This is a genomic window from Ectobacillus ponti (assembly GCF_024294785.1).
Lineage (GTDB): Bacteria > Bacillota > Bacilli > Bacillales > Bacillaceae_G > Ectobacillus > Ectobacillus ponti.
This window is the reverse complement of the sequence record NZ_JANCLT010000004.1, coordinates 13388-38484: the sequence shown is the minus strand read 5'-3', so window position 1 is coordinate 38484 and position 25097 is coordinate 13388. Positions and strand designations below refer to the sequence as shown.

The window sequence follows — 25097 nt, the reverse complement described above, 5'->3', positions numbered from 1 at the left end:
GGTAGGCCTTAAGACTGATATCTCCTTGTTCAGTATAGAAGGTAAGGCTCATCTTGAAACGATGTCATCCGTCACATTCTCATCTGACAAAAGTCATACGCCTCCTTCACAATTCCGCCATCTTCTTTTGAACGATATGTGAACAACTTCACAAATGCAACATGAGGGACAGACTTTCTTATATACTGACAGTGTAATCCATTACAACCTACTTGAAAGGAAGCGAACTTCTATGTTCAGCAAATTTTTAAGAGAAAACCGTATTGCATCTGCTATCTTAACACTCATTCGTGTATATCTTGGTTATTCCTGGCTCACAGCCGGCATCGGCAAACTCCAAAGCGGGCACTTTGACGCTTCCGGCTTCCTCGCCGGCGCAATCGCAAAGCCGGTTGCCGGTCCTGACGGCGTTGTGTATGGCTGGTATGTTTCCTTCCTGAAGGAATTCGCACTGCCAAATGCCCATGTGTTCAACATTGTGATTCCGCTTGGCGAAGCTTTAGTCGGTCTTGGCCTGTTGCTTGGCTGCCTGACAACTGCCGCTGCATTCTTCGGTCTCGTAATGAACTTCAGCTTCCTGATGGCAGGCACTGTGTCCCACAGCCCAACTGACATCCTGATGGGCGGCATTCTCCTTGCTGCCGGCCTGAACGCTGGCTACTACGGCCTGGACCGCTGGGTGATCCCATTCCTCCGCAAGGCTGTGGTGAAGCAGCACAATGAAGAAGAAGAGCATGATGGCATGAACCACCTGCATCCGGCTCACTGATACAAAAAGCATGTGGAGCGCATCCACATGCTTTTTCTTGTTTATTGGCGCGGACGGTTGTCCATGGAAGGCATGCCGTTGCCAGGCTTGTGCGTAACCGGTTTGTCCTGGGACATCGCCAATTGCGTCTGCTCCTCCGTGGTCCGATTGTCCTCGTCCGTGCCGTAATGGTAATTCGTCAGCTTGCCGGTGTCTTTATAAGCTTGCTTTTCATCCACTGTGAATCCCTCCTTCGCATTGCTTCACGCTTAGTGTGAGCAATGCCCGGGGGGATTATCCTTGCACGAGCGGCTTCATGATGCGCCGGCGTTTTTCAAACGTCGCCACCTCAATGAAGCCATGGCGCAGCAGCGTGTCCACATTTTGCGCCACGTAGCTGCCGATATCATCCGGATAGTGCGAGTCGGAGGAAATGGTGATTGGCACGTTGTGGCGCTTCAGCACCGTCAAAAACAGCGGGCTTGGGCACATTTCCTTGACCGGGTAGCGGTAGTACAGGCCGGCGTTCACCTCCGTCGCCACATTTGCTTCCTTCAGCGCGAGGGCGATGCGCTCGTAGTGTCCGAGCAGCAGGTTTTCATCCGGGCGGTAATTGAACACCTTCATGTTGTCGATATGCGCCACAAAATCGAACAAGCCGGAGCGGATTTCGCTTTCCACTGTCGCAAAGTGCTTTTCGTACAGCTTCACGAGATCCTTGCCCGCAAAGTACGCCTGTGTGTCCGGGTTGTCAAAGCCCCAGCCGTCCTGAAAGTGGACAGAGCCAATGACATAATCCCAGCTGCCAAGCGCCAGCAGCTCTGACAACTCGGCTTCGCCGCCGACGAAGTAGTCCGCTTCCAGGCCCAGGCGCAGCGTGATGCCGCGGGCTGCCCAGCGTTCCTTCGCCGCTTCAATGGCAGCCGTGAAATGGTGGATGGATTCCATCATGACCTGATCCAGCCATTCCTTCTGCAGGCGGCCCAGATCACTGTCGCTGATGTCTACATATCGATAGTAGTACTCTCTTGCTTCCGTGAAACGGTACAGGTGATCGACGATGCCGACCTCCTTCAAGCCCTTCTTCAGCGCTTCCTCCAGGTACAGGTCAATCCAGAATGGAGAGAACGCCCCTTGGTCCAGGCGCTCCTGCAGCCGCTTCTTCGACTCCAGCAGCCACTCCCACGAATGCTTCGGCGCATCCACCGGCTGAAAATGCTGCAGTGCCGTGTTCGTCCGGTCCAGCCAGCGCAGAGAATACGGTCCTTCCTCCAAATGGAGATGATAATCCACTCTCATGCTTCTCTCTCCTTACAGGTTCTCGATTTCCTTCCGGTCACCGACCTTGGACAGCTTGCCGCGGCGGCGCTCCAGCTCCTTCTCGACATCCGCTACGGTCAGACCCTTTTCCGCCAGCAGCACGAGGCAATGGTACGCCAGATCCGCCACCTCATAAATGAGCTCGTCCTTATCGTTGTTCTTCGCCGCGATGACAACCTCTGTCGTCTCTTCGCCGATTTTCTTTAAAATTTTGTCTTCGCCTTTTGTGAACAAGTAATTGGTATACGATTCAGCGGATGGATTTTGCTTGCGCTCCAAAATATCCGCGAACAGCTCCTGCAGTACATTCATGTGTAGTCCCCCTTACAGCACCTTTGTATAGAAGCAGGTGCGGCTTCCTGTATGGCATGCCGGACCGATTTGATCCACGCGCACCAGAATCGTGTCCTGGTCGCAGTCGAGATACATTTCCTTTACATGCTGAAAATGGCCGGAGGTTTCTCCTTTGTTCCACAGCTTGTTGCGGGACCGGGAGAAAAACCACGTTGTTTTCGTTTCCAGCGTTTTCGCATACGATTCTTCGTTCATATAGCCCAGCATCAGCACATCACTCGTTTTGTCATCGATAATGACGGCCGGCACTAAGCCCTTGGAGAAATCCGGTGTCATAGGCGCACCTCAATTCCGGCTTGCTTCATGTCCTGCTTCGTTTCAGCAATGGTTGTTTCGCCGTAGTGATAGATGGAAGCAGCCAACGCCGCATCCACTGTTGTTTTTTCAAACACTTCCACAATATGTCCGTTATGGCCGCAGCCGCCGGACGCAATCACCGGGATGGTGACAGCCTGGCAAATGGCTTCTGTCAGCTCCAGGTCGTAGCCCTGCTTCGTGCCGTCCGCATCCATGCTGGTCAGCAGGATTTCACCTGCGCCAAGCGTCTCTGCCTGCTTTGCCCATTCCACTGCATCCAAGCCTGTATCAATCCGGCCGCCGCTGACAAATACGTTCCACTTGCCCTCGCCTGTTTTCTTCGCATCAATGGCCACCACAATGCATTGGGAGCCGAAGTGCTCCGCGCCTTCTGCGATGAGCTGCGGATTGCGCACAGCTGCCGAGTTCAGCGAGATTTTATCCGCCCCCGCCCGCAGCAGGTTGTACATCTCCTCTGTAGAACCGATGCCGCCGCCGACTGTCAGCGGAATGAACACCTCTGCCGCTGTCCGCTCGACCACATCAATCATCGTTTTCCGGTCTTCGTGTGTGGCGGTAATGTCCAAAAATACAAGCTCATCCGCGCCGGCCTTGTTGTAGGCAGCCGCGATTTGCACCGGGTCGCCCACGTCTGTCAATCCGACGAAGTTGATGCCTTTGACAACGCGTCCGTCCTTTACGTCGAGACACGGGATAATCCGCTTCGTCAGCATACTGTCACCTGCAGTGCCTCTTCAAGCGCAAACTTGCCTTCATACAGAGCCTTTCCTGTGATGACGCCGTACAGATTCATGTCGTTCAGCTTGCTGATATCTTCAAGCGAGCTGACACCGCCGGATGCCACGATATCCACTCCCACGGCTGCCTGCAAGGCTGCCAGCTGCTCCAGGTTCGGCCCCGTCAGCGTACCGTCCCGGGAAATATCGGTGAAGATAATGGTTTTGACACCCATCTCCTCCATTTTTTTCGCCAGCTCGATGTAGTGTACATCAGATACATCCAGCCAGCCGCGCGTTGCGACGTACTCATCCTTCGCGTCAATGCCGACGATGATGCGGTCGCCGTGCTTCTCCAGCGCTTCCTGCAGAAATGCAGGGTTCAGGAGGGCTGCTGTACCGATGATCACGCGTGCCACACCGACAGACAGAAGGGCTTCAATCGTTTCCATGGAACGGATGCCGCCGCCCACCTGTACCGGAATGTTCAGCTTGCTTGCAATTTGCCGGATGACCGGCAGATTTGTCGGAGTTCCGTCCAATGCGCCGTCGAGGTCAACAAGGTGAAGCGCCTTGGCGCCCAGTTTCTCAAACACAACCGCCTGCTCCAGCGGATTTTCGTTTACGACCGTTTCCTGTTGAAACTGGCCCTGATAGAGACGCACGCAGCGTCCATTTTTCAAATCGATAGCCGGGAAGATGACCACGTTGCAACCAACTCCTTAAAGTTTTCTAGCATTTTCAAGCCGACGTCGCTGCTTTTTTCCGGGTGGAACTGCGCGCCGAAAATATTCCCCTTGGATACAAGACCCGGAGCGAACACACCGTATGGGCTGCCGGCATCAATCACGTCTGCCGGGCAGTCCGCATAGTAGGAGTGCACATAGTAGACGTACGGGCTTTCATCCAAGCCCTTCATGAGCGGTGTTTCCTGCTTTTTCTCCAGCGCATTCCAGCCCATGTGCGGAATCTTGCGGCCGGCCGGCAGCTTGCGCACCACACCCGGCAGAAGACCGAGGCCTGTTGTATATTCAATTTCTTCGCTTGCTTCAAATAACAGCTGCATGCCGAGGCAGATGCCGAAAAATGGCTTGCCTGTTGCAGCTTCTTCCTGTAGCAGCGACACAAGACCGCGCTCCTGCAGCTCCTTCATCGCCTTCGGAAACGCGCCGACACCCGGCAGGATGATGGCATCGCTTTTGCGGATGGTCTCCGCATCATCCGTGATGACACAGGACACGCCAATATGCTCAAGCGCCTTGGAAACACTGCGCAGGTTGCCCATTCCATAGTCAACAATGGCAATCATCTTACAACATCCCCTTTGTGGAATTCACGCCTGTGATTTTTTCGTTGATTTCAACCGCTTCACGCAAGGCACGGCCGAACGCCTTGAACAGCGCCTCAATTTTGTGATGCGTGTTCTTTCCGTACAGCACGCGGGCGTGCAGGGTGATGCCGGCATTGAAGCTGATGGCGCGGAAAAATTCCTCCGTCAGCTCTGTGTCAAATGTGCCGAGACGATCATTGGCCAGCTCCGCATCAAATACAAGATACGGACGATTGCTGATATCAAGCGACACGAAGCCAAGCGCCTCGTCCATCGGCACATAGGCAGTGCCGTAGCGGTTGATTTGCTTTTTGTCGCCCAATGCTTCCTTAATGCAGGCGCCAAGCGCGATGCCTGCATCCTCCACAGTGTGGTGGGAGTCGATGTGCAGGTCGCCTTTGACTTGCACGTTCAGGCCAAAGCGGCCATGGCGCGCAAATAGTGTCAGCATGTGGTCAAAGAAGCCGACGCCTGTGTCAATGCTTACCTCTTCCGGATTGTCCAAGTCCACGCGGACGCGGATGTCTGTTTCAGTGGTGGTGCGTACGATCTCAGCTGTGCGTGCCATACATGTGCCCCCTTATTTATCAAAGCGGATGGTGATTGCCCGTGCGTGCGCAGACAAGCCTTCTTTTTCCGCTAAAATGGTAATTTGATTCTTTACCTGCTCCAGCGCCTCTCTTGTATAAGAAAGGAAGCTGGATTTCTTCACAAAATCATCCACAGACAGCGGCGAGAAGAAGCGCGCTGTGCCGCTTGTCGGCAGCACGTGGTTCGGGCCGGCAAAATAATCGCCAAGCGGCTCCGGTGCATACGGCCCAAGGAAAATGGAGCCGGCATGCTTAATTTGGCCGAGCGCCATCACCGGGTCCGGAATGTGCAGCTCCAGGTGCTCCGGTGCGATCTCGTTGGATACATCGAATGCTTCCTCCAGTGAGTTCACTACGACAATGAGACCGTTCTTCTCAATGGAAGCGCCTGCAATCTCTGCGCGCGGCAGCGCCTGCAGCTGCTGCTCCACCTCGGCCCGCACCTGTTCCGCCAGTTCCTTGCTTGTCGTGATGAAAATGGCGCTCGCGTTCACATCGTGCTCCGCCTGTGACAGCAGGTCCGCTGCAATGTAGGCAGGGTTGCCTGTTTCATCGGCAATGACGACGATTTCAGACGGCCCCGCGATCATGTCGATGTTCACCGCGCCAAATACCGCACGCTTTGCCAGCGCCACATACATGTTGCCCGGCCCCACAATCTTATCCACACGCGGAAGCGAGGCTGTGCCGTATGCCAATGCCGCCACTGCCTGCGCGCCGCCGATGCTGTAGATTTCGTCCACGCCGGCAATTTGCGCAGCCGCCAGTATGTACGGATTCACACCGTCTTTTCCAGGCGGTGTTACCATCACAATCCGACCGACTCCGGCAATTTTCGCCGGCAGCACATTCATGAGCACGGAGGAAGGATAGGCTGCGGTTCCGCCCGGCACATATACGCCGACTGTCTCCAATGGACGGATGAGCTGGCCGCGGATAATGCCGGTGCCGTCGCCGTCCATGAAGCCTTGGCGCTTTTGCTTTTCATGATAGGAGACGATGTTTCGCTTTGCCGCCTCCAATGCCTCCAAGAAGTCCGCCTCGACGCTGGCAACCGCTTGTGCAACGGCCTCTGCGCCGACACGGAATGACTCAAGCTCCACGCCGTCAAAGCGCTTTGTATACTCGCGCACCGCTTCATCGCCGCGCGCTTTGACATCCGCCACAATTGCCTCTACTGCCTCTGCCGCTGTTTTCTCCACAGCTGTCGCCTGCTCGCGCAGCTCGGCCATGCTGGACAGAATGCTGTCACGTTCACCGTATACAATTTTCATCTCCAAATCCCCCTATACACGATTTCCGATATATTCTTCCATCTTCTCAATGACCGCGAACATCTCATCCTTTTTCATCTTTAAGGATGCTTTGTTGGCAATGAGACGTGCGGATATATCGTGCATTTCTTCAAATATAATGAGCCCGTTCTCCCGCAGTGTCACGCCCGTTTCCACAATATCGACAATCGCGTCCGCCAGGCCGAGAATTGGAGCAATCTCTACGGAGCCTTCTATTTTAATAATTTCCACATCCTCGCCCTTTTGGCGGAAATAGGCGGAAGCCACATTCGGGTACTTGGTGGCAATGGTTTTCTTTTTATAGCTGCTTGGATCATAGGAAGGAATGGATGCGACACAGAAACGGCAGCGGCCAATGCCGAGATCCACCATTTCATATATTTCCTTTTCATTTTCCATAATGACATCCTTGCCGACGATGCCGATGTCCGCCACGCCGTGCTCCACATATGTCAGCACGTCCACCGCCTTCACAAGAATAAAGGAAATATTTGTGTTTTTGCTGTGGAACACGAGCTTCCGCCCCTTTTCCTTCAGCTCCGAGCAATCAATGCCGATGCCTTCCAAAAATGGCAGCACAGCCTTTTCAAGACGGCCCTTCGTCAGCGCAATTTGAATGTGACGCATGATGCTTCCCCCTCCTTCTCGAGCACCCATTGATCCTGCCAGACAAAGCCGTTCAGCTTGTCGCCTGATGTATCCACAACGCGCTCAATACCGTGCTTGCGCGCAAAATGGAATGTTTCCGGCAGCGTTGCCATCATGGACAGCTCCACCTGCAGGCCGTCCTTTACATACAGGGCGCGCAGGCGTTCCGCTTCCTCAATCGTTTCTAAATCATAATGGATCAGCACGTCCACAGGCGCTTTCTCCGCCGGCGGGTTGTGGTCCTTCAGCACACGGACAATTTGGTCCACCTGCAGGGCCAGGCCGCAAGCCGGCAGCGGTTCGCCAAAGTAGCCCATCAGCTCGTCATAGCGGCCGCCGCTCAGGATCTCCTCGCCAATTTCATGGGCATAGCCGCGGAAGATGACGCCCGTATAATAATGAAGATTTTGAATCATGCCGAGGTCAACAGAAATATAATTTCCGTAGCCGAGGCGTTCAACCGCTTCATAGATTTGGCGGACACGCTGCAATGCTTTATGCATGTCCTTGTTGGTGGCAAGGCGCTCCGCCTCATCCATGACCTCCAAGCCGCCAAACAGGCGCGGCAGCCGCTGCAGAAGGCGCACGGTTTCATCTTTTGTATCAAAATTCTTTCTTTGCAAGAATTGTGTCAGGCCCGTATAGCTCTTATTTTCAATATAGCTGCGCAGCGCCGCTTCATCCTCTTCGTTCAGCGACAGCTTCTTGACAATGGACTTGTACAGCTCGACCTGGCCAATCTCAATTTTAAACTGGGACAGCCCCACCGCCTGCAGGGCGTGAATGGCGCTGACAATGCATTCTACTTCCGCCCGCAGATTCTCCACACCGATAATCTCAATGCCGGTCTGCGTCAGCTCATTATATTTGCCGGTCATGCTCGTGTTGGCACGGAACACGTTGCCGCTGTAGGTCAGCTTTAATGGCGGCTTCATCATCGTAGACCCGACTACACGCGCCATTGGAATGGTCATATCCGGACGCAGCACAAGAATGCGTCCCTGCTGGTCGAAGAATTTATACATCTTCTCTTCATCGATTGGGCGATGATGGAAGGAAAACACATCGTAAAATTCAATTGTCGGCGTCCGCACTTCTTCATAGCCGCGGGCCATAAACACCCGGCGCAGCCGCTGCTCGACTTCCTCCTGCAGCGTGGACTCTGCAAACAGCAGGTCCCGCGTCCCGCTCGGGTTCGCTCGTTTCCATTTCGTCATCCTTCAACACCCCTATTTAAAACGAAAGTTGTTATTTACAAGATACAGAGGAAAGAAATTTATGTCAAATAGTTTACCGGTGTGAATTTGTGCAAAAATAAGAATTTTTATACAAAATTGATTGTAGAAAATATGAACATAAAAGCTTTATCTCACAAAGAAATATGAATGGGGACTGCATGAAAGCGCATTCTCAATCGGGGCTTTTGTCATAAAACATTTACTATTCTGTATAATGGCATACAATGCATCCGGGAAGGAAAAGAGGTTGGATGGATTTCAGAGGTTTTTACCGGGGCATCCGCAAATATTCCTGCTCACCTCATGCTCAAGCTCTGCTTCATCTCCGGCAATCTTGCAAAGCGTATCCGCGGTCTCCCAAAAACCGCCCCATAAAGAAAGGGCCGATAAGTCGGCCCCTGTTTTTGTCAGGCTTTTTGTTCGTATGCTGCAATTGCGTCAGCGTACTGCAGTGTTAACGCGATATCGTCCAGTCCGTGCAGCAGCTTTTCCTTCCAAACCGGTTCAATGGCAAAGGAGAAAGCTTTGCCCCCGGCACAGACGAGCTGCTCCGCAAGGTTGACCTCCACCTGTTCACCTGCCGGCAGGGACGCCAGGAACCGGCGGGCTTTCTCATCCAGCACGACTGGCAAAATACCATTCTTCGTGCAATTCATATAGAAGATGTCGGCAAAGCTGCCTGCGATGATGGCACGGAAGCCGTAATCCGCCAAGGACCATGGCGCATGCTCACGGGAGGAGCCGCAGCCGAAGTTCTCGCCGGCCACCAGAATTGTCGCGCCTTTTCGGTCCGGCGCGTTCAGCGGAAACTCCGGATTGTCGCTCCGGTCCGCCAAATAGCGCCATTCATCAAAGAGGAATTGGCCAAAGCCGGTTCGCTCGATGCGCTTTAAATACTGCTTTGGAATAATTTGGTCTGTGTCGATATTGTCGCGCATGAGCGCGACAGCAAGACCCTTATGCGTATGAAACGGCTGCATGGAACTCCTCCTTCCGAATATCAACGAAGCGGCCGTATACGGCTGCGGCCGCGGCCATAGCCGGGCTTACCAGATGCGTTCTGGCCCCTTTGCCCTGCCGTCCTTCAAAGTTGCGGTTGGAGGTGGAGGCACAGTGTTCTCCGGCCGGCACCTGGTCCGGGTTCATGCCAAGGCACATGGAGCAGCCCGCTTCGCGCCATTCAAAGCCCGCCTCGATGAACACCTCATGCAGACCCTTTTCCATTGCCTGCTGGCGTACCTGCTTCGATCCCGGCACAACCATTGCCCGGATGCCCGGCTGTACTTTCTTGCCTTTCACAAAGGAAGCTGCCTCCTCCAAATCTGACAATCTGGAATTGGTACAGGAACCAATGAATACATGCTGCACCGGAATGTCCGTCACGCTTTGTCCCGGCTGCAAGCCCATATATTCATAAGCACGCGCATCGTTTTCATTTGCAATTGCAGGAAGCTGATCGTCAATGCGGGCGCCCATGCCCGGGTTTGTGCCCCAAGTGACGTATGGCGCCAGCCCGGAGACATCCACTGTCACATGCCGGTCATATACGGCATCCACGTCTGTATACAGCTCCTGCCACTTTGCCACCGCGTCCGCATATGGCTGCGGCGTATACGGCCGCCCTTCCACATAAGCGAAGGTGGTTTCATCCGGTGCGACAAGTCCGGCTTTCGCGCCGCCCTCAATCGCCATGTTGCAAAGCGTCATCCGCTCCTCCATGGACATCGCTTGAATTGCTTCACCGTAAAACTCAAGCACATGGCCGTTCCCCATGGATACACCGTAGGTTGTAAGCAGGTGCAGAATGATATCCTTGGCATATACGCCTCTTGGCAGCTTGCCTTTCAGCTCGACTCCCATGGACTTCGGCTTCTTTTGCCAAAGCGTCTGCGTCGCGAGGACATGCTCCACTTCACTCGTGCCGATGCCAAACGCCAGCGCGCCAAAGGCTCCATGTGTGGATGTGTGGCTGTCGCCGCACACAATTGTTTTGCCTGGCTGCGTCAAGCCAAGCTCCGGCCCGATGACATGGACAATACCCTGCCGCTCATCATCCATATCTGCCAGCTGCACGCCGAATTCCTTGCAATTTGCCGCAAGCGTATCAATTTGCTTTTTCGCGATAGCATCCGTAATATTCCAGACATCCTTTGTCGGAACATTGTGGTCCATCGTCGCAAAGGTCAGGTCGGGACGGCGGACAGAGCGTCCTGCCAGCCGCAGGCCTTCAAAGGCCTGCGGTGACGTAACCTCATGGACGAGGTGAAGGTCGATGTACAGTAAATCGGAGCCGTTTGGACCATTTGCCACCACGTGGCGCTCCCACAGCTTGTCGAACAACGTTTTTCCCATTATCTTCCTCTCCCCACTAACACTTGCTCTTCCATCGTCTGCACAACACGGTCCGTAAAGGAAACAGTCGTTTCCGTTCCGCCGAGATCCGCTGTGCTGTGTCCTGCTTTCAATACAGCAGCAATGGCGTTCTCTACTGCCTGCGCTTCCGCTTCCAGCCCAAAGGACTGCTCCAGCATCATGGCGACAGAACGAAGCATCGCAACCGGGTTGGCTTTGCCTTGGCCGGCAATATCCGGCGCAGAACCATGGATGGGTTCATACAAAGCCGGACCGCTCTCGGAATGGCTGGAAGAAGGCAGCATGCCGAGCGAGCCGGTCAGGACAGAAGCCTCATCGCTTAAAATATCGCCGAACAAGTTCTCTGTCACGATGACGTCGAAGCGGGACGGGCGGCGGATCAGCTCCATGGCCGCCGCGTCAACCAGCAAGTGCTCCAGCTCCACATCCGGGTAGCGTGCACTCACTTCAATGGCGACCTCCCGCCACAGCTTGCTCGACTCCAGGACATTTGCCTTGTCAATAGACGTTACTTTGCGCCCGCGCGACTGCGCCAAGCGGAATGCGTACTCTACAATTCTTTCAATCTCCCTGCGCGTATAGGTCAGTGTATCAGTCGCCTGTTCGGCAGTACGCTCCTTTGGAAAAGAAAAATAGATTCCGCCGGTCAGCTCGCGGACCACAACAAAGTTTACACCTTTCACAATTTCCTCGCGCAAAGGAGACAAATGCGCTGCCGCCTCATCGACCTGCACAGGACGTACATTGGCAAACACATTCAATGCCTTCCGCAGCGCCAACAGGCCCTTCTCCGGACGCTCTGCAGCTTGGTCCCAGCGCGGGCCGCCGACTGCTCCGAGCAACACGGCGTCGCTTGCCAAGCAAGCAGCCAGCGTGCGGGCCGGAAACGGCTGGCCAGCCTCGTCAATTGCCGCTCCGCCAAACAGTTCATCCTGCAGGTGGAACTTGTGCTGATACAATCGCTCCACCACCTGCAGCACGCGCTTTGCGCTTTGCATCACTTCCGGACCAATGCCGTCCCCCGCCAAACAAACGACTCGTTTCTCCATGTTCCCCACTCCTTATCTCGCTACTGTCAACAATCGTTTCAGCTTTCCTGCCGCATGCACATAAGCACGGGCTGAAGCCTCCAGCACATCCTGCGCCACGCCGAAGCCCGATACCCGCTTGCCGCCCTGCTGCAGCTCCGTATGTACGTGTGCAAGGGCGTCCTGTCCCTGTGTGATGGATTGGATGCGATAATCAATCAGCTCGCAATCCAAGTCCAGAATTCTTTGAATCGCATTGTAAATGGCTTCAATGCTGCCGGCCCCCGTCGCTGCATCCTCAAGCACCTTGCCATCTTGGTCTTCCAGCATGACAGTGGCAGATTGCGTGCTGTTGGAGACGAAATGCACCTGCAAATGCTTCACTTCATACGGCTGGTCATGCGCTGCCGCTTCTCCAAGAATCAAAGCATGCAAGTCTTCCTCCGTCACCTCTTTCTTACGGTCTGCCAGCTGCTTGAAGGAACGGAACGCGCGGTCACGCTCTTCTTCCGACAGCTGATAGCCAAGCTCCTGCATCCGGTCCATGAAGGCGTGTCTGCCGGAGTGCTTGCCCAGCACCAGCTTATTTGCTTCTTCTCCAACCAGTTCAGGGGAAATAATTTCATAGGTGGATGCTTCCTTCAGCACGCCATCCTGATGAATACCGGACTCATGCGCGAAGGCATTTGCGCCGACTACCGCCTTGTTCTTCGGAACAACCATGCCGGTCAATCTGCTGACAAGGGCGCTTGTTGCCTTGATTTCCTTCAGATGGATGGACGTATCCGCCTGGTAGTGGTCCTTGCGGATATGCAAGGCCACCGCAATTTCCTCAAGCGCCGCATTGCCGGCACGCTCACCAATGCCGTTGATGGTTCCCTCTACCTGTCCAATGCCGCTTTCGATGGCTGCCAGCGAGTTTGCGACCGCCATCCCCAAGTCGTCATGGCAATGGCAGGAGAAGATTGCTTTATCATAAGAAGGAACGTGATTCTTTAAGTATTGGAACAGCTGATAATACTCCTGCGGATTGGTATACCCGACAGTGTCCGGAATGTTGATGACATCTGCTCCGCAGCGGATCGCTTCCTCTACAACCTGTGCCAAAAAGGCGTAATCTGTTCTTGTCGCATCCTCGGCTGAAAACTGTACGACTGGAAATAAGGATTTTGACAGCGCAACGGTGCTGCGGACCGTATCAAGCACCTCTTCGCGCGTCATGCGCAGCTTGTGCTTCATATGGATGTCGCTCGTTGCGATGAACACGTGAAGCCGTGGCGCAACTGCATCCTTTAGGGCTTCATAGGCTGTACGGATGTCGGATTCCTTTGCCCGTGCCAAGCTCATGACAGAAGCGTTCTGCACGATTCTGGCGATATCACGCACGGATTGGAAGTCACCTTCGGAGGCGGCGGCAAAGCCGGCCTCCATGACATTCACACCAAGACGCTCGAGCTGTCTGGCGATTTGCAGTTTTTCTTGCGGATTCAGGTTTACGCCGGCGGACTGCTCACCATCCCGCAGCGTCGTGTCCATGAACAGAATTTGTCTCATCAGCCTCAGACCTCCAATTTTACGCGCGGCTTCACGAACGGCATCATCGCACGCAGCTCGCGGCCGACCACCTCGATTTGGTGTTGGTTTTCCTTCTCATTGATTGCATTGAAGTTTGGACGGCCCGCTTTATGCTCCGCAATCCAGCCATGGGCAAACGTGCCTTCCTGGATGTCTGTCAGCACCTTCTTCATTGCGTTCTTCGTCTCGTCTGTCACGATCTGTGGGCCAGCCACGAAGTCGCCCCACTGCGCTGTGTCGGAGATGGAGTAGCGCATGTTCGCCAAGCCGCCTTCATACAGCAGGTCCACGATCAGCTTCAGCTCATGCAGGCACTCGAAGTAGGCAACTTCCGGCTGGTATCCCGCTTCCACCAGTGTTTCAAAGCCCGCTTTTACAAGCGCAGTCGCGCCGCCGCAAAGTACAGCCTGCTCACCGAACAAATCAGTCTCTGTTTCTTCCTGGAACGTTGTTTCCAGAACGCCCGCGCGAGTGGAGCCGATTCCGTCCGCATAGGAAAGTGCTTTTTCACGCGCTGTGCCTGTCGCATCCTGATACACTGCGAACAATGCCGGTACGGCAGCGCCTTCTGTGAATGTACGGCGGACAAGGTGTCCCGGTCCTTTTGGCGCTACCAGGAATACATCCACATCCTCTGGAGGTGTGATTTGCTTGAAATGAATGTTGAAGCCGTGGGCAAATACAAGCGCGTTGCCAGGCTGCAGGTTGGGCTCAATTTCTGTTTCGTATACTTCAGGCTGGCGCTCATCCGGCAGCAGGATCATGACGACATCTGCTTCCTGCGCTGCTTCCGCAACAGTCTTTACCGCAAAGCCGTCTTCCTTTGCCTGGTTGAAGGACTTGCCCGGTCTTACGCCGATGACAACGTCAAAGCCGTTGTCGCGCAGGTTTTGCGCATGTGCGTGCCCTTGGGAGCCGTAGCCCACGATTGCGATCTTCTTTCCTTGCAGTACGTTTACTCCTACTGAATCCTGGTAGTATACCTTTGCCATTTCCGATTTCCTCCTCATTGTCCGTTAATGATCATTTTTTGCGGCTTTTCCTGCTTCTTCATGCTGCGGGTAAAGGCAGTTACACCCGTTCTCGCAATTTCTTTCAAGCCATATGGGCGAAGAAGCTCAATCAATGCTTCGATTTTGTCCTGCGTTCCGGTTACCTGAACGATGATGGAATCCTTCCCAACATCAATAACCGTAGCACGGAACGGGTCAATCAAGCTGTATAATTCGGCGCGCGTCGCCACGCTTGTGGACACTTTAATCAGCGCCAGCTCACGGGCAATCATGGCCTCTTCGGTAATATCGGACACCTTCAGCACATCGATCTGCTTGTGCAGCTGCTTAATCAGCTGCTCCATCTGCTCGAGGCTGTCGACATGCACCACGATGGTCATGCGGGATACATGCGGAGATTCTGTGTGGCCGACAGAAATGCTTTCAATGTTGAACTGCCGCCGCGACATGACACCGGTAATCCGGTTCAGCACGCCGCTCTGGTTGCGGACAGTCGCTGTCACAATACGTTTCATGACTTACACCCCCTCCATCTCGTGTACCCCTTTGCCCGGCGCAACCATTGGCATGACCTTCTCAGACTGGAGAACGCGGCAGTCAATGAGAACCGGGCCCGGGTAGGCAACCGCCTCCTGCAGCTTTTCCTTCGCCTGCTCCGGCGTTTCAATCCGGATGCCCTTGATGCCGTATGCCTGTGCCAGCACCAGGAAGTCCGGCTGACAAGGAACCAGCGAGTGCGAGTAGCGCTGCTCGTAGAAGGATTCCTGCCACTGGCGCACCATGCCGAGCGCCTCATTATTCACAATCAGCACCTTCACCGGCAAATTGTGCTCCTTCATCACGCTCAGCTCCTGCAGCGTCATCTGGAAGCCGGCATCCCCCACGACCGCAACAACGATTTCATCCGGCTTGCCGATTTGGGCGCCGATGGCAGCTGGAAGTCCAAAGCCCATCGTTCCGAGCCCGCCTGATGTGACCCACTTATCAGGGTCGCGGAGCGGATAATACTGGGCTGCCCACATTTGATGCTGGCCCACATCTGTCACCACAATGGCTTTGCCTTCTGTTGTCTCATGCAGGAGTTCAATCGCTTCCTGCGGCTTCAGGACTTCCCCGGAAGGCTCATAAGCAAATGGATGCTTTTGCTTGCGGTCCTGCTGCAGCCGCAGCCATTCACCATGGTTATCCTTTGTGCCCGGTTTCTCCAGCAGCACCTGCAGCGCCCGCTTGGCCGTGGCCACAATCGGAATGTCCGTCGGCACGTTTTTGCTGATTTCCGCTGGATCAATATCGATATGCGCTACAACGGCCTGCTTGGCAAAATGGTTAAGGTTGCCGGTCAGACGGTCATCAAATCGGGCGCCGATATTAATCAGCAGATCACACTCATACATGGCCATATTGGCTGTATATGTGCCATGCATGCCGCCCATGCCAAGGAACAAAGCATCATCCGGCGGGAAACCGCCAAGCCCGAGCAGCGTATGAACAACCGGGATTTGATACATCCGGGCAAATGCCGTCAGTTCCTCAGATGCCTTCGCATGCAGCACGCCTGCACCGGCCAGGATGATCGGCCGTTTTGCCACCGCAACTGCCTGCAGCAGCTTGGCAATCTGCATCCGGTTCGGCTCATATGTCGGCTGGTATCCAGGCAGATCCAGTTCCACACTGTCCGGACGAATGCCGGCATCCACCACCATGTTTTTCGGAAGGTCAATGACGACAGGCCCGGGACGTCCCGTTGTCGCAATATGGAATGCTTCCTTCACGATGCGCGGCAGGTCGCTGACCTTGCGGACCTGATAGTTATGCTTTGTCACCGGCATGGTCAGACCAATGATGTCGGCCTCCTGGAACGCATCCGTGCCGATGACCGTTGAAGCCACCTGGCCTGTAAATACAACAAGCGGCAGTGAATCCATCATTGCGTCCGTCAAGCCGGTAATGACATTCGTGGCGCCCGGGCCGCTTGTCACGATCACAACACCGGCTTTCCCTGTCACGCGGGCATACCCTTCCGCAGCGTGAATGGCGCCTTGCTCATGCCGTGTCAAAATATGAGGTATCTCGCAGTCATACAGGGCATCATACAATGGAAGCACTGCACCGCCCGGATATCCGAAAATGACCTCTACCCCTTCATTACGGAGCGCCTCCAGCAGCAATTCTGCTCCTGTCGCTGTTCTTTCTTGCGTCTGCCAAGACATGTGAATCCCTCCAGATTCAGTTTTTTACAACAAAAAAATCCTTCGTCCGCACGTCAGCCGTGCTAAAGGGACGAAAGATTTCGTGGTACCACCCTTCTTCGCAGGATTGCTCCTGCCTCATCAACTCCAAGAGTCGGGCCTATAACGCGGCCGCCGTTTAAGCCTACCAATTCAGCTTAACACTCCAGGGCGATGTTCATTGCCGCGGACCGTCGGTTTCCACCAGCCACCGACTCTCTGTGAGGCTCCGCTAAGCAACTACTCCTCCCTATCAACGCTTTATCTGCTTCAACAGTTGTCGAAGCTTACTTGTCTTTATACCTTTAAAATTCCGCCTGTATTTGCAGAGGTAACAAGCTTGGCATAGCGTGCCAGATAGCCGCTCTTTACCTTCGGCTCCGGCGCAGTGAAGCCTTGCTTGCGTGCTTCGATTTCTTCATCGGAAACATCCCAGTGAATCGTCCGTTCCGGCAGGTTGATGATAATGGTGTCACCATCCCTCACGTAAGCGATCGGACCGCCTTCTGCCGCTTCCGGCGAAATGTGGCCGATTGCGATGCCGCGCGTTGCACCGGAGAAGCGTCCATCTGTAATGAGCGCCACCTTTGTGCCAAGGCCTCTTCCCATGATGGAGGATGTCGGCGCCAGCATTTCCGGCATGCCCGGCCCGCCTTTTGGCCCTTCGTAGCGGATGACAACAACATGCCCTTCGCGGACAAGACCGTTATCAATTGCCTCCACTGCCTCATCGTGGGAGTCGAAGCAAATTGCTTCGCCAACAAAGCTTTGTACGGATGGATCTACACCGCCGACCTTGATGACGCTGCCGTTTGGCGCCAGGTTGCCGAACAGGATGGATAGTCCGCCCGTCTGGCTGTACGGCTGCTCCTTCGGATGGATGACCTCCGTATTCTGGATGGAGGCATGCTCCACATTCTCAAGCAGCGTCTTGCCTGTAATCGTAATGCGCTGGTGATGGATGGCGCCTGGAATCGATGACAGCTCCTTGATGATGGCAGCCACGCCGCCCGCCAAATGCACATCGTGCATGGAATAGTGGGAAGCCGGGCTGATTTTGGCCAGATACGGCACACGCTTTGCCACTTCGTTGATGCGCTCCAGGTCATATTCGATGCCTGCTTCGTTTGCAATGGCGAGAAGGTGCAGCACCGTGTTTGTGGAGCCGCCCATTGCCATGTCGAGCGCAAAGGCATCATCGATGGCTTCCTTCGTGATAATATCTTTTGGCTTCACATCATTGCGGACAAGATCCATCAGGTGATGGGCCGCCTGATAAATCAATTCATGGCGCTCCTTGCTCGTTGCCAGAATGGTGCCGTTGCCCGGCAGCGCCACCCCGAGCATTTCCATGATGGTGTTCATGGAATTTGCAGTGAACATGCCTGAGCAGGATCCGCAGGTCGGGCAGGCGGAGCGTTCGATATCGAGCAGCTCCTCAAGCGTCATTTGCCCGGATTTCAAAGCGCCTACGCCTTCAAATACAGAGACGAGGGAGAGCGCTTTTCCGTCCTTGGACAAGCCCGCTTCCATCGGGCCGCCTGATACAAACACGGCCGGCACATTCGTGCGCACCGCCGCCATCAGCATGCCCGGCGTAATTTTGTCGCAGTTTGGCATGTAGAACACACCATCAAACCAATGGGCGTTTACAACCGTTTCGGCTGCATCCGCGATGATTTCGCGGCTTGGCAGCGAGTAGCGCATGCCGATATGGCCCATGGCAATGCCGTCATCAACGCCGATTGTGTTAAATTCAAATGGAACGCCGCCTGCCTGGCGGATGGCGTCCTTTACCACATCAGCCATTTCCCGCAGATGAATGTGCCCCGGCACAATATCGATGTAGGAATTGCAGATGGCGATAAACGGTTTGTCAAAATCCTCGGGCTTGACGCCGGCCGCGAGCAGCAAACTCCGGTGCGGCGCGCGGTCAATTCCCTTTTTAATCATATTGCTTCGCAAAACGATCTCCTCCCTCAACTCACCTGATCTGCTGTGTAAATCTTTTCTCCGTCTTGTACAACAAGTTGTCGGAAGGCTTCCAGTAAACGGTTTGTATGCGCACCCGGTGTGCCATCGCCAATTGTGCGGCCATCCACCTTAATAACAGCGATTACCTCAGCTGCTGTGCCGGTCAGGAACACTTCGTCCGCGACATATACGTCGTGGCGGGTGAACACCTCCTCGCGTACATCGTATCCAAGCTGCTCCCCAAGCTCCATAATGGCGTTGCGGGTGATGCCCTCCAGGGCGCCGGCAGAGCTTGGCGGCGTGATGAGCTTGTTTCCTTTCACAAGAAACACATTGTCGCCGGAGCCCTCTGCCACATAGCCCTGCTCGTTCAGCATCAGCGCTTCCTGCACACCGGCCAGCTTCGCTTCAAGCTTGACAAGAATGTTGTTCAGGTAATTCAGGGATTTGACCTGCGGGCTCAGCACATCTGGACGGTTTCTTCTTGTCGCCACCGTAATAATCGGGATACCCGTTTGATAATATTCAGCAGGGAACAAAGCGAGCTGTTCAGCAATGATGACGATGTTCGGCCGCGGGCAGGATGCCGGGTCAAGACCCAGGTTGCCATCGCCGCGCGATATGACGAGACGGATGTAGCCGTCCACCAGCTCATTGCGGCGGATCGTCGCAGCTACTGCTTCGGTCATTTCTGCCAATGTATATGGAATGTCCAGCATGATGGATTTCGCTGATTCGTATAGGCGGATGAGGTGCTCCTTCAAACGGAATACGTTTCCGCTGTAGACTCGGATTCCTTCAAACACCCCGTCTCCATACAAATAGCCATGGTCATAAACTGAAACCTTTGCTTCGTGTTTTGGAACGAATTGCCCGTTTAAATAAATCCACTGCTCGCTCACTTACAATCCCCCTATTTGCTTCTATGTCGTTGTTGGTGCGTTTATTGTTACTTAGTTTACGCCTAGTTAAAACAGAAATCAAAACAATTTTTAGAAAATTTTAAATATTGGAATTGCACAACAAGTCTCAAACCCTTGACACATCAAGGTTGTTAACGGTTACAAAATATACCCAAAAGAATTTCGACAATTTTTGCAATACAAAATATTTTACCGGAGGGAGGAATTTATGCAACAATCCCGAATGTATTGTACTCAATATATGCCGTACTGCTGCAGCCGCAACGCCTTGTCCCACAAGAGTTTGTGTATTCCACATCGTGGAAAACAAAACATGCAGCACGAATAAAAATAATAGGCATATTCATGTTTTTGCACTCATAATCCTATTTTCAAAAAGCTGTTACCGAAAACAAAAATTGAGGAGGCGCGAATTATGGCGAGTTTGCAAGTGAAAGGAACAAAACAAGAAGTGTTGGAGCTGCTGCAGCTGTTTCAGTCTTTGGAGGCAAACGGATTGTGCACAGTGGAGCTTGAGCTGGTCGGGGAGCAGGCAAAGCCTGAAGCACAGCGTCCGGAACGCCAGACCTTTGAATATGTACAGGAGGATCAAAGCCGGGATTTCATTTGCCAAATGCTTACAGCCGCTTACAACGACTAATTTTTTTGCCGTTCGCCGAGCGGACGCTCAGCTTGGCCGCAAAACCAAACGCCCCTCCTTGTCAGGAGGGGCGTCATGCTGTATATACGGGAAAGTAACTGTTAACTGTATGATGAAAGCCCTTCCTCTCTTCCACCTCTGCGGCTCCGTCGGCCGCTCCTCTTCACCTGCATGCTGCCAGGGGCAGTTTCCCTCTATGTGCGTTCACTTTCAAGAACCACCGAAGTTGTTGGCTGGTCAGCCCGATCTTCAGCAATTCATCCATCACACATACAAGTGGTTTCATGACAGGCTGCTTTGTAACTGAGACACGAAAGTTAATCATACCTCTTCCAGAGACAATTGTCAATATGTAAATATGTTACAGAAAAAAGCCACTGTGACAGAAGCCAGTCACAGCGGCTCACCTCAGCGTCCCCGCACCAGTCTGAGAGCGGCGCCGCACACCCTTTCCTTCAGGAAATAGATCAGAAAGGCGATAACCAATATCATCAATCCAATACAGAACTGTTTTATATTGATCATACAATCCCTCCTCTTCTACAGCTTTTACCGCCGGCTTCCCCCCCATACGGCAGGCTTGCTGTCAATTTTGAGAATGTTCTCCTTTCTGCTGCCCGTACAGGAAATAGGCGCCCACAGCGAGAAGTAAGAAGGCAGCATACCAAACAGAAAGGAGATGTTCCTATGATGGGAATCATGAAACGGCACAAGAAGAAGCTGCTTGCCTCCATTCCGGTTGCGGCCGCTTTGTATTGCGGCTTCAGAACATGGAAGGAGGCACAGAAAATGGCGCTGGTGCAGGCGCCGCATATCCGGCAAAATCCGGAGCTGCCGCGTGGCTGCGAGGTGACGAGCCTGGCCATGCTGCTGCGGCATGCCGGCGTCGCCGCGGACAAAATGGAGCTGGCGCACCGGCTGGACTGCGTTCCCTTTGAAGAAAACGGCCTGAACGGCAGCATGCGCGAGGGGTTCGTCGGCGACATGTATTCCTTCAGCCGACCGGGCCTCGGTGTCTATATCGAGCCGATTCTGCGCCTCGCTTCCCTCTACGTGCCGGAGGGGCTTGTGAACCTCAGCGGCGGCGAACCGGAGGACATGTACCGCATGCTGGACCACGGCGCCCCTGTGTGGCTCATCACCAACGATACCTTTGCCCCTCTGCCGGAGGAGCGCTTTGAAACGTGGTATACAAATAACGGCCCGATGCAGGTCACCTATGCGGAGCATAGTGTACTGCTGACAGGCTGCAGCGCATCCCACGTGCTTGTAAACGATCCGCTCTATGATGTGCCAAACCGACGGCTGCCGCGCAAGCCCTTCGAGGCGGCCTGGATCCAGATGGGGCGGCAGGCCTTCGCTTATGTCCGCCCGGAAACAAAGCAGCACGGCAGCGCGCATGCTGCACTCCACACCAAATAAAAAAAGATGGCCAGCGCCATCTTTTTTATTGGTTCGAGCCGGAGCCCATCATATTTTGTACAGATTGCAGAGCTTGCGGCGCCACATCCATTGCTTTTTCAATGAGATGTGTGCTGCTTTGCAGATGCATCACTTTTACTTCCCCAGGATTTACAACCAAGAAGGCCACCGGATTAATGGAAACACCAGCGCCGCTTCCGCCTCCAAACGGATGCTGTACTTCACGGCGTTCTTCAGGTGCATGATGGCCATTGTGCGGGCGGGCCTTCGCTCTGGCATTGCCAAAATCACTGCCGCCTGCGCCAAAGCCAAAGGACACCTTGGAAACAGTCAAGATAGTGCCGCCATTCGGGGTGGAAACCGGCTTGCCCATAATGGTGTTGACATCCACCATCTCTTTCAGATTTTCCATCGCAGTGCGCATAAGGTCTTCAATCGGATGCTGTGTCATACAAATCCTCCCATTTCAGTCGTTTTCTCTCCTATGTTTTCCTAAAACCTCATTCTCATACCAAGTTTTTTCAAGGACCGGTTTTCCTGATAAAATGCGCGCCCTTGGCTCATAATAAGAAGGCTTTCCCGCATGGAAAGCCATTTTGATAAGGGAGGCATGACTATGGCAGACAATGAACGCAATCGTCACCTGCTGCGTGATTTCATGGATGACGAAGAGTACGCTGCTGAAATCACTCCTGCAAGAGCTGTAGATGATGAGGAGTATGCTGCTGACATCACTCCTGCAAGAACTGTAGAGGATGAAGAATATGCGGCAGAGGTCGCGCCAGGACGGCCTGTAGCCTATACACGCGGAGATGTGGATGACCGGACTGCCGGCGGAACCCTCAGCGGTTTCATCGCTTTGGCACTCGGTATTCTGTCTCTGTTCACCTTTCCGGTGATTCTCGGCATTGGAGCCGTACTCGTCGGCTTATTTGCCCGCAGCCGCGGCGCCGGGGCAAGCGCCACCATTGGCATTGTGCTTGGTGCAGCCGCCGCCCTGCTGGCCTTGATTTTCCGGGTCGCCCTGCTTTCGTTTTTCTTCTCCCTGTTCTAAACAGGACAAGATAGAATCCATAATAAAACCAGGAAGAGCCTTTCTTCCTGGTTTTATTGCTGTAGGCGGCTGCCGTGTATCAGCTGATAATAGCTTCTGCCGGAAGCAGCCTCCCGTACATAGCGGTCCAGCTCCTGCTCCGTCAGCTTCCTCCCGTTGCGGGCGTTCCACTGCTCCAGAGCCGCCACGAAGTTATGACGGTTGTATATGCGCCCCAAGTACCACATACCAAGCTTAATATTGGTCTCCGGATGGGTCAAAAGGCTCGGGTCGAAATATTTCATGCCCATTTCCTTGGCAATGCGGGCCGCTGTCCGGTCGGACAAATTCATCAGTCCACCGCTTTTCTCGGACTGAAACCCGCTTTCGAGACGGATGATTCCCGCAGCCAAATGAGGAGGCACATGGTATTCACGGGCATATTTTTCAATGAAGGCTTCATATTTTAACGGAAAGATCACTTGGCGGATCATGAAATACGCGCCGGCAGTGAACACCGTGAGCATACATAAGGCGAGAAACACTTTTTTCATGAGATATCCCTCCTCCTCCTTAGTGTGCAATTTGCCGTCCCTCCTCATAAGTAACAGTTTCAGCCATTCTTCAGTTCCAACATCTGGAATATTCTAATAAAATATACCTACCTATATAGGAGGTGTATATCATTGTTGAAGAACATAAAACAAGCGATTTCTTCCGTATTTATTGGAAAGGAGGAAGCTGTTGATGCCATGCTTGTCTGCTTGCTGGCCAATGGGCATATCCTGCTTGAGGATGTGCCGGGTACAGGCAAAACCCTTTTGGCCAAGACCGTGGCGAAGGTGATTGACGGCGCCTTTTCCCGTATCCAGTTCACGCCGGATGTACTGCCTGGCGATATAACAGGAATCGAATATTTCAATGCGAAGACAGGAGAATTTGAACTGCGGCAGGGACCCATCCATACGAACCTGCTGCTGGCGGATGAAATCAACCGCGCCATGCCGCGCTCCCAGTCCAGCCTGCTGGAGGCCATGGAGGAACGGCAGGTAACCATTGAGCGGCACACCCTGCCGCTGCCAAAGCCATTTCTCGTGATCGCCACTCAAAACCCGTTGGAGTCACAAGGCACCTTCCCGCTGCCGGATGCGCAATTGGACCGCTTTCTGATGCTGATTCCGCTTGGCTACCCGACAATGGAGGAGGAAAGGGACATGCTGCGCCGCTTTCGCGTCCAACAGCCGCTGGAGCAGCTTGGGGCTGCGGTTTCGCTCGCGGATATTGTTGCCATGCAGGAGCAGGTGAAGGAGGTTACGGTGGCGGAAGCCGTGGAGGACTACATCCTTCATCTCGTACAACGCACCCGTTCCCATCATTATCTTGCAGCCGGCATCAGCCCGCGCGGCACACTGGCTTTGATGAGATCCGTACAGGCATATGCCTTCCTGAAGGGACGCGCTTATGTGACGCCGGATGACGTGCAGCGGATGGTGCCGTATGTATGGGCACATCGGCTGATGCTGTCCATGGAAGGGGCGCTGCGGGTGTCAAAGTCTGAGCTGCTGCGGGACATCCTGGAGGAAGTGGATGTGCCGGTGGAGCTGCAGCGATGAGGGGCGAACGTCTTGTCACAGCGCCCATCTGGCTGCAGAAGCAAACGGTTCTGCTGACACTGCCGCTGTTTCTGCTGTGCTATCTCTTCCTGCCGCCGTACAAGCCCCTGCTGTTGATTATGCTGCTTTACTATTTCTTTGCCATTGGCGTTCATCAATTCGGCCGGCTTTCGGAGCGGCAGCTGTCCCTTGACAGCGAGGACGATTGTATCAGGCTGTTTCCAGAGGAAGCCGGGACACTTTCCCTCTCCTTGCACAATGCCGGCTGGCTGCCGCTTGCCAATGGGAAATGCCTGTTTCGCATCCATCCTGCCTTGGAGGTGGCCGGGGCAGCCCGTCTTCACACCTTCAGCTTCCACATGCCGCCCCGCTCCCGCCTGTCCCATACTGTCGCGTTTACGGCAAAGCGGCGCGGTGTCTACCAGTTTCAGCAGGTGGAGCTGATTGCGGGCGAACCGTTTGGATTGCTGGAGGTGCACCTTCCCTCCGTGCCGCGGCTGGCCACAGAGGTCATGGTATATCCGGCGATACAGCCTGTTTCCGGCTTGGACTTTGTATATACATCCTATGGAACAGATGCCAGCCGCAAATCATTTTGGCAGCCTACGAGCAGGAGCGGTACGGCGCCACAAGCTGTGCCCCTGCGTTATATCAGCAGCTGAAGCAGGAAATCCGTGCCTTGCGAAAGCAAAAAACTGCTCCGGGAAAGTCAGGGCGC

28 protein-coding genes and 1 other annotated feature are annotated in these 25097 nt (G+C 54.1%); of the genes, 6 read left to right on the top strand and 22 right to left on the bottom strand.

Features of this window, described 5'->3' with window-relative positions; all coding sequences use genetic code 11:
• The first annotated feature begins 232 nt into the window (after nucleotides 1-232).
• Complete coding sequence (locus NK662_RS08930; protein ID WP_254758583.1) at nucleotides 233-769, top strand: DoxX family membrane protein; 537 nt, start codon at nucleotides 233-235, stop codon at nucleotides 767-769.
• A gap of 41 nt (nucleotides 770-810) precedes the next feature.
• Here the strand turns inward: NK662_RS08930 and NK662_RS08925 are convergent, their stop codons facing one another.
• The 20 genes from NK662_RS08925 to ilvE all read right to left on the bottom strand — a co-directional run bounded on the left by NK662_RS08925 (nucleotide 811) and on the right by ilvE (nucleotide 19650).
• Nucleotides 811-987, bottom strand: coding sequence for a hypothetical protein (locus NK662_RS08925; protein ID WP_254758582.1), 177 nt, complete (start codon nucleotides 985-987; stop codon nucleotides 811-813).
• Between the two features lie 55 nt (nucleotides 988-1042).
• The gene (locus tag NK662_RS08920) at nucleotides 1043-2047 is read right to left on the bottom strand and encodes a histidinol phosphate phosphatase domain-containing protein (RefSeq protein ID WP_254758581.1); all 1005 of its coding nucleotides are present in this window, start codon (nucleotides 2045-2047) and stop codon (nucleotides 1043-1045) included.
• Between the two features lie 12 nt (nucleotides 2048-2059).
• The gene (locus tag NK662_RS08915; RefSeq protein WP_254758580.1) at nucleotides 2060-2380 is read right to left on the bottom strand and encodes a phosphoribosyl-ATP diphosphatase; all 321 of its coding nucleotides are present in this window, start codon (nucleotides 2378-2380) and stop codon (nucleotides 2060-2062) included.
• Nucleotides 2381-2392: 12 nt separating this feature from the next.
• On the bottom strand, nucleotides 2393-2698 hold the full coding sequence (gene hisI, locus NK662_RS08910; protein WP_254758579.1) for a phosphoribosyl-AMP cyclohydrolase: 306 nt from the start codon (nucleotides 2696-2698) through the stop codon (nucleotides 2393-2395).
• Nucleotides 2695-3453, bottom strand: a complete 759-nt coding sequence (gene hisF / locus NK662_RS08905) for an imidazole glycerol phosphate synthase subunit HisF (protein ID WP_254758578.1) — start codon at nucleotides 3451-3453, stop codon at nucleotides 2695-2697. The genes hisI and hisF overlap by 4 nt, the downstream gene beginning before the upstream one ends.
• Nucleotides 3447-4163, bottom strand: coding sequence for a 1-(5-phosphoribosyl)-5-[(5-phosphoribosylamino)methylideneamino]imidazole-4-carboxamide isomerase (gene hisA, locus NK662_RS08900; protein WP_254758577.1), 717 nt, complete (start codon nucleotides 4161-4163; stop codon nucleotides 3447-3449). Before hisA ends, hisF begins: the two co-directional genes overlap by 7 nt.
• Nucleotides 4136-4765, bottom strand: coding sequence for an imidazole glycerol phosphate synthase subunit HisH (hisH, locus tag NK662_RS08895; RefSeq protein WP_254758576.1), 630 nt, complete (start codon nucleotides 4763-4765; stop codon nucleotides 4136-4138). Before hisH ends, hisA begins: the two co-directional genes overlap by 28 nt.
• Before the next feature lies 1 nt (nucleotide 4766).
• Entirely contained in the window at nucleotides 4767-5354 is a 588-nt protein-coding gene (hisB, locus tag NK662_RS08890; RefSeq protein ID WP_254758575.1) for an imidazoleglycerol-phosphate dehydratase HisB, read from the bottom strand.
• 12 nt (nucleotides 5355-5366) lie between these two features.
• Nucleotides 5367-6650, bottom strand: a complete 1284-nt coding sequence (hisD, locus tag NK662_RS08885; RefSeq protein WP_254758574.1) for a histidinol dehydrogenase — start codon at nucleotides 6648-6650, stop codon at nucleotides 5367-5369.
• 12 nt (nucleotides 6651-6662) lie between these two features.
• Nucleotides 6663-7298 carry an ATP phosphoribosyltransferase gene (hisG, locus tag NK662_RS08880; protein WP_254758573.1) on the bottom strand — a complete coding sequence of 212 codons (636 nt, stop codon included), beginning with the start codon at nucleotides 7296-7298 and terminating at the stop codon, nucleotides 6663-6665.
• Nucleotides 7274-8536: an ATP phosphoribosyltransferase regulatory subunit gene (locus tag NK662_RS08875; protein ID WP_254758572.1), complete on the bottom strand. Its 1263-nt coding sequence runs from the start codon at nucleotides 8534-8536 to the stop codon at nucleotides 7274-7276. Before NK662_RS08875 ends, hisG begins: the two co-directional genes overlap by 25 nt.
• A 428-nt stretch (nucleotides 8537-8964) precedes the next feature.
• Nucleotides 8965-9537 (bottom strand): 3-isopropylmalate dehydratase small subunit, encoded by a 573-nt coding sequence (gene leuD, locus NK662_RS08870; RefSeq protein ID WP_254758571.1) that lies wholly within the window; start codon nucleotides 9535-9537, stop codon nucleotides 8965-8967.
• Nucleotides 9515-10909, bottom strand: a complete 1395-nt coding sequence (gene leuC / locus NK662_RS08865) for a 3-isopropylmalate dehydratase large subunit (protein WP_254758570.1) — start codon at nucleotides 10907-10909, stop codon at nucleotides 9515-9517. Before leuC ends, leuD begins: the two co-directional genes overlap by 23 nt.
• On the bottom strand, nucleotides 10909-11979 hold the full coding sequence (gene leuB, locus NK662_RS08860; RefSeq protein WP_254758569.1) for a 3-isopropylmalate dehydrogenase: 1071 nt from the start codon (nucleotides 11977-11979) through the stop codon (nucleotides 10909-10911). Before leuB ends, leuC begins: the two co-directional genes overlap by 1 nt.
• A gap of 12 nt (nucleotides 11980-11991) precedes the next feature.
• Entirely contained in the window at nucleotides 11992-13512 is a 1521-nt protein-coding gene (locus NK662_RS08855) for a 2-isopropylmalate synthase (RefSeq protein ID WP_254758568.1), read from the bottom strand.
• A 5-nt stretch (nucleotides 13513-13517) separates the two neighbouring features.
• Nucleotides 13518-14525, bottom strand: a complete 1008-nt coding sequence (ilvC, locus tag NK662_RS08850) for a ketol-acid reductoisomerase (protein WP_254758567.1) — start codon at nucleotides 14523-14525, stop codon at nucleotides 13518-13520.
• A 14-nt stretch (nucleotides 14526-14539) separates the two neighbouring features.
• Nucleotides 14540-15061, bottom strand: coding sequence for an acetolactate synthase small subunit (ilvN, locus tag NK662_RS08845; RefSeq protein ID WP_254758566.1), 522 nt, complete (start codon nucleotides 15059-15061; stop codon nucleotides 14540-14542).
• Nucleotides 15062-15064: 3 nt separating this feature from the next.
• Complete coding sequence (ilvB, locus tag NK662_RS08840; protein WP_254758565.1) at nucleotides 15065-16756, bottom strand: acetolactate synthase large subunit; 1692 nt, start codon at nucleotides 16754-16756, stop codon at nucleotides 15065-15067.
• A gap of 63 nt (nucleotides 16757-16819) precedes the next feature.
• Nucleotides 16820-17040: a binding site (T-box leader), on the bottom strand.
• Between the two features lie 31 nt (nucleotides 17041-17071).
• Nucleotides 17072-18739 carry a dihydroxy-acid dehydratase gene (ilvD, locus tag NK662_RS08835; RefSeq protein WP_254758564.1) on the bottom strand — a complete coding sequence of 556 codons (1668 nt, stop codon included), beginning with the start codon at nucleotides 18737-18739 and terminating at the stop codon, nucleotides 17072-17074.
• A gap of 14 nt (nucleotides 18740-18753) precedes the next feature.
• Nucleotides 18754-19650: a branched-chain-amino-acid transaminase gene (gene ilvE / locus NK662_RS08830; RefSeq protein WP_254758563.1), complete on the bottom strand. Its 897-nt coding sequence runs from the start codon at nucleotides 19648-19650 to the stop codon at nucleotides 18754-18756.
• A 436-nt stretch (nucleotides 19651-20086) separates the two neighbouring features.
• Here ilvE and NK662_RS08825 point away from each other — a divergent pair, with 436 nt between their 5' ends.
• Nucleotides 20087-20311: a DUF3911 family protein gene (locus NK662_RS08825; protein WP_254758562.1), complete on the top strand. Its 225-nt coding sequence runs from the start codon at nucleotides 20087-20089 to the stop codon at nucleotides 20309-20311.
• A 687-nt stretch (nucleotides 20312-20998) separates the two neighbouring features.
• A complete protein-coding gene (locus tag NK662_RS08820) occupies nucleotides 20999-21733 on the top strand; it encodes a C39 family peptidase (protein ID WP_254758561.1) in 735 nt (244 codons plus the stop codon).
• A gap of 25 nt (nucleotides 21734-21758) precedes the next feature.
• On the opposite strand, the gene ytfJ is transcribed toward NK662_RS08820, so the two are convergent.
• The gene (gene ytfJ, locus NK662_RS08815; protein WP_254758560.1) at nucleotides 21759-22184 is read right to left on the bottom strand and encodes a GerW family sporulation protein; all 426 of its coding nucleotides are present in this window, start codon (nucleotides 22182-22184) and stop codon (nucleotides 21759-21761) included.
• Between the two features lie 165 nt (nucleotides 22185-22349).
• Here ytfJ and NK662_RS08810 point away from each other — a divergent pair, with 165 nt between their 5' ends.
• The gene (locus NK662_RS08810) at nucleotides 22350-22787 is read left to right on the top strand and encodes an imidazole glycerol phosphate synthase (protein WP_254758559.1); all 438 of its coding nucleotides are present in this window, start codon (nucleotides 22350-22352) and stop codon (nucleotides 22785-22787) included.
• 53 nt (nucleotides 22788-22840) lie between these two features.
• On the opposite strand, the gene NK662_RS08805 is transcribed toward NK662_RS08810, so the two are convergent.
• Entirely contained in the window at nucleotides 22841-23320 is a 480-nt protein-coding gene (locus NK662_RS08805) for a transglycosylase SLT domain-containing protein (protein ID WP_254758558.1), read from the bottom strand.
• 132 nt (nucleotides 23321-23452) lie between these two features.
• Between NK662_RS08805 and NK662_RS08800 the strand changes: the two genes are divergently transcribed.
• On the top strand, nucleotides 23453-24379 hold the full coding sequence (locus tag NK662_RS08800; RefSeq protein WP_254758557.1) for an AAA family ATPase: 927 nt from the start codon (nucleotides 23453-23455) through the stop codon (nucleotides 24377-24379).
• Nucleotides 24376-25041, top strand: coding sequence for a hypothetical protein (locus tag NK662_RS08795; RefSeq protein ID WP_254758556.1), 666 nt, complete (start codon nucleotides 24376-24378; stop codon nucleotides 25039-25041). The genes NK662_RS08800 and NK662_RS08795 overlap by 4 nt, the downstream gene beginning before the upstream one ends.
• The last annotated feature ends 56 nt before the right edge of the window (nucleotides 25042-25097 follow it).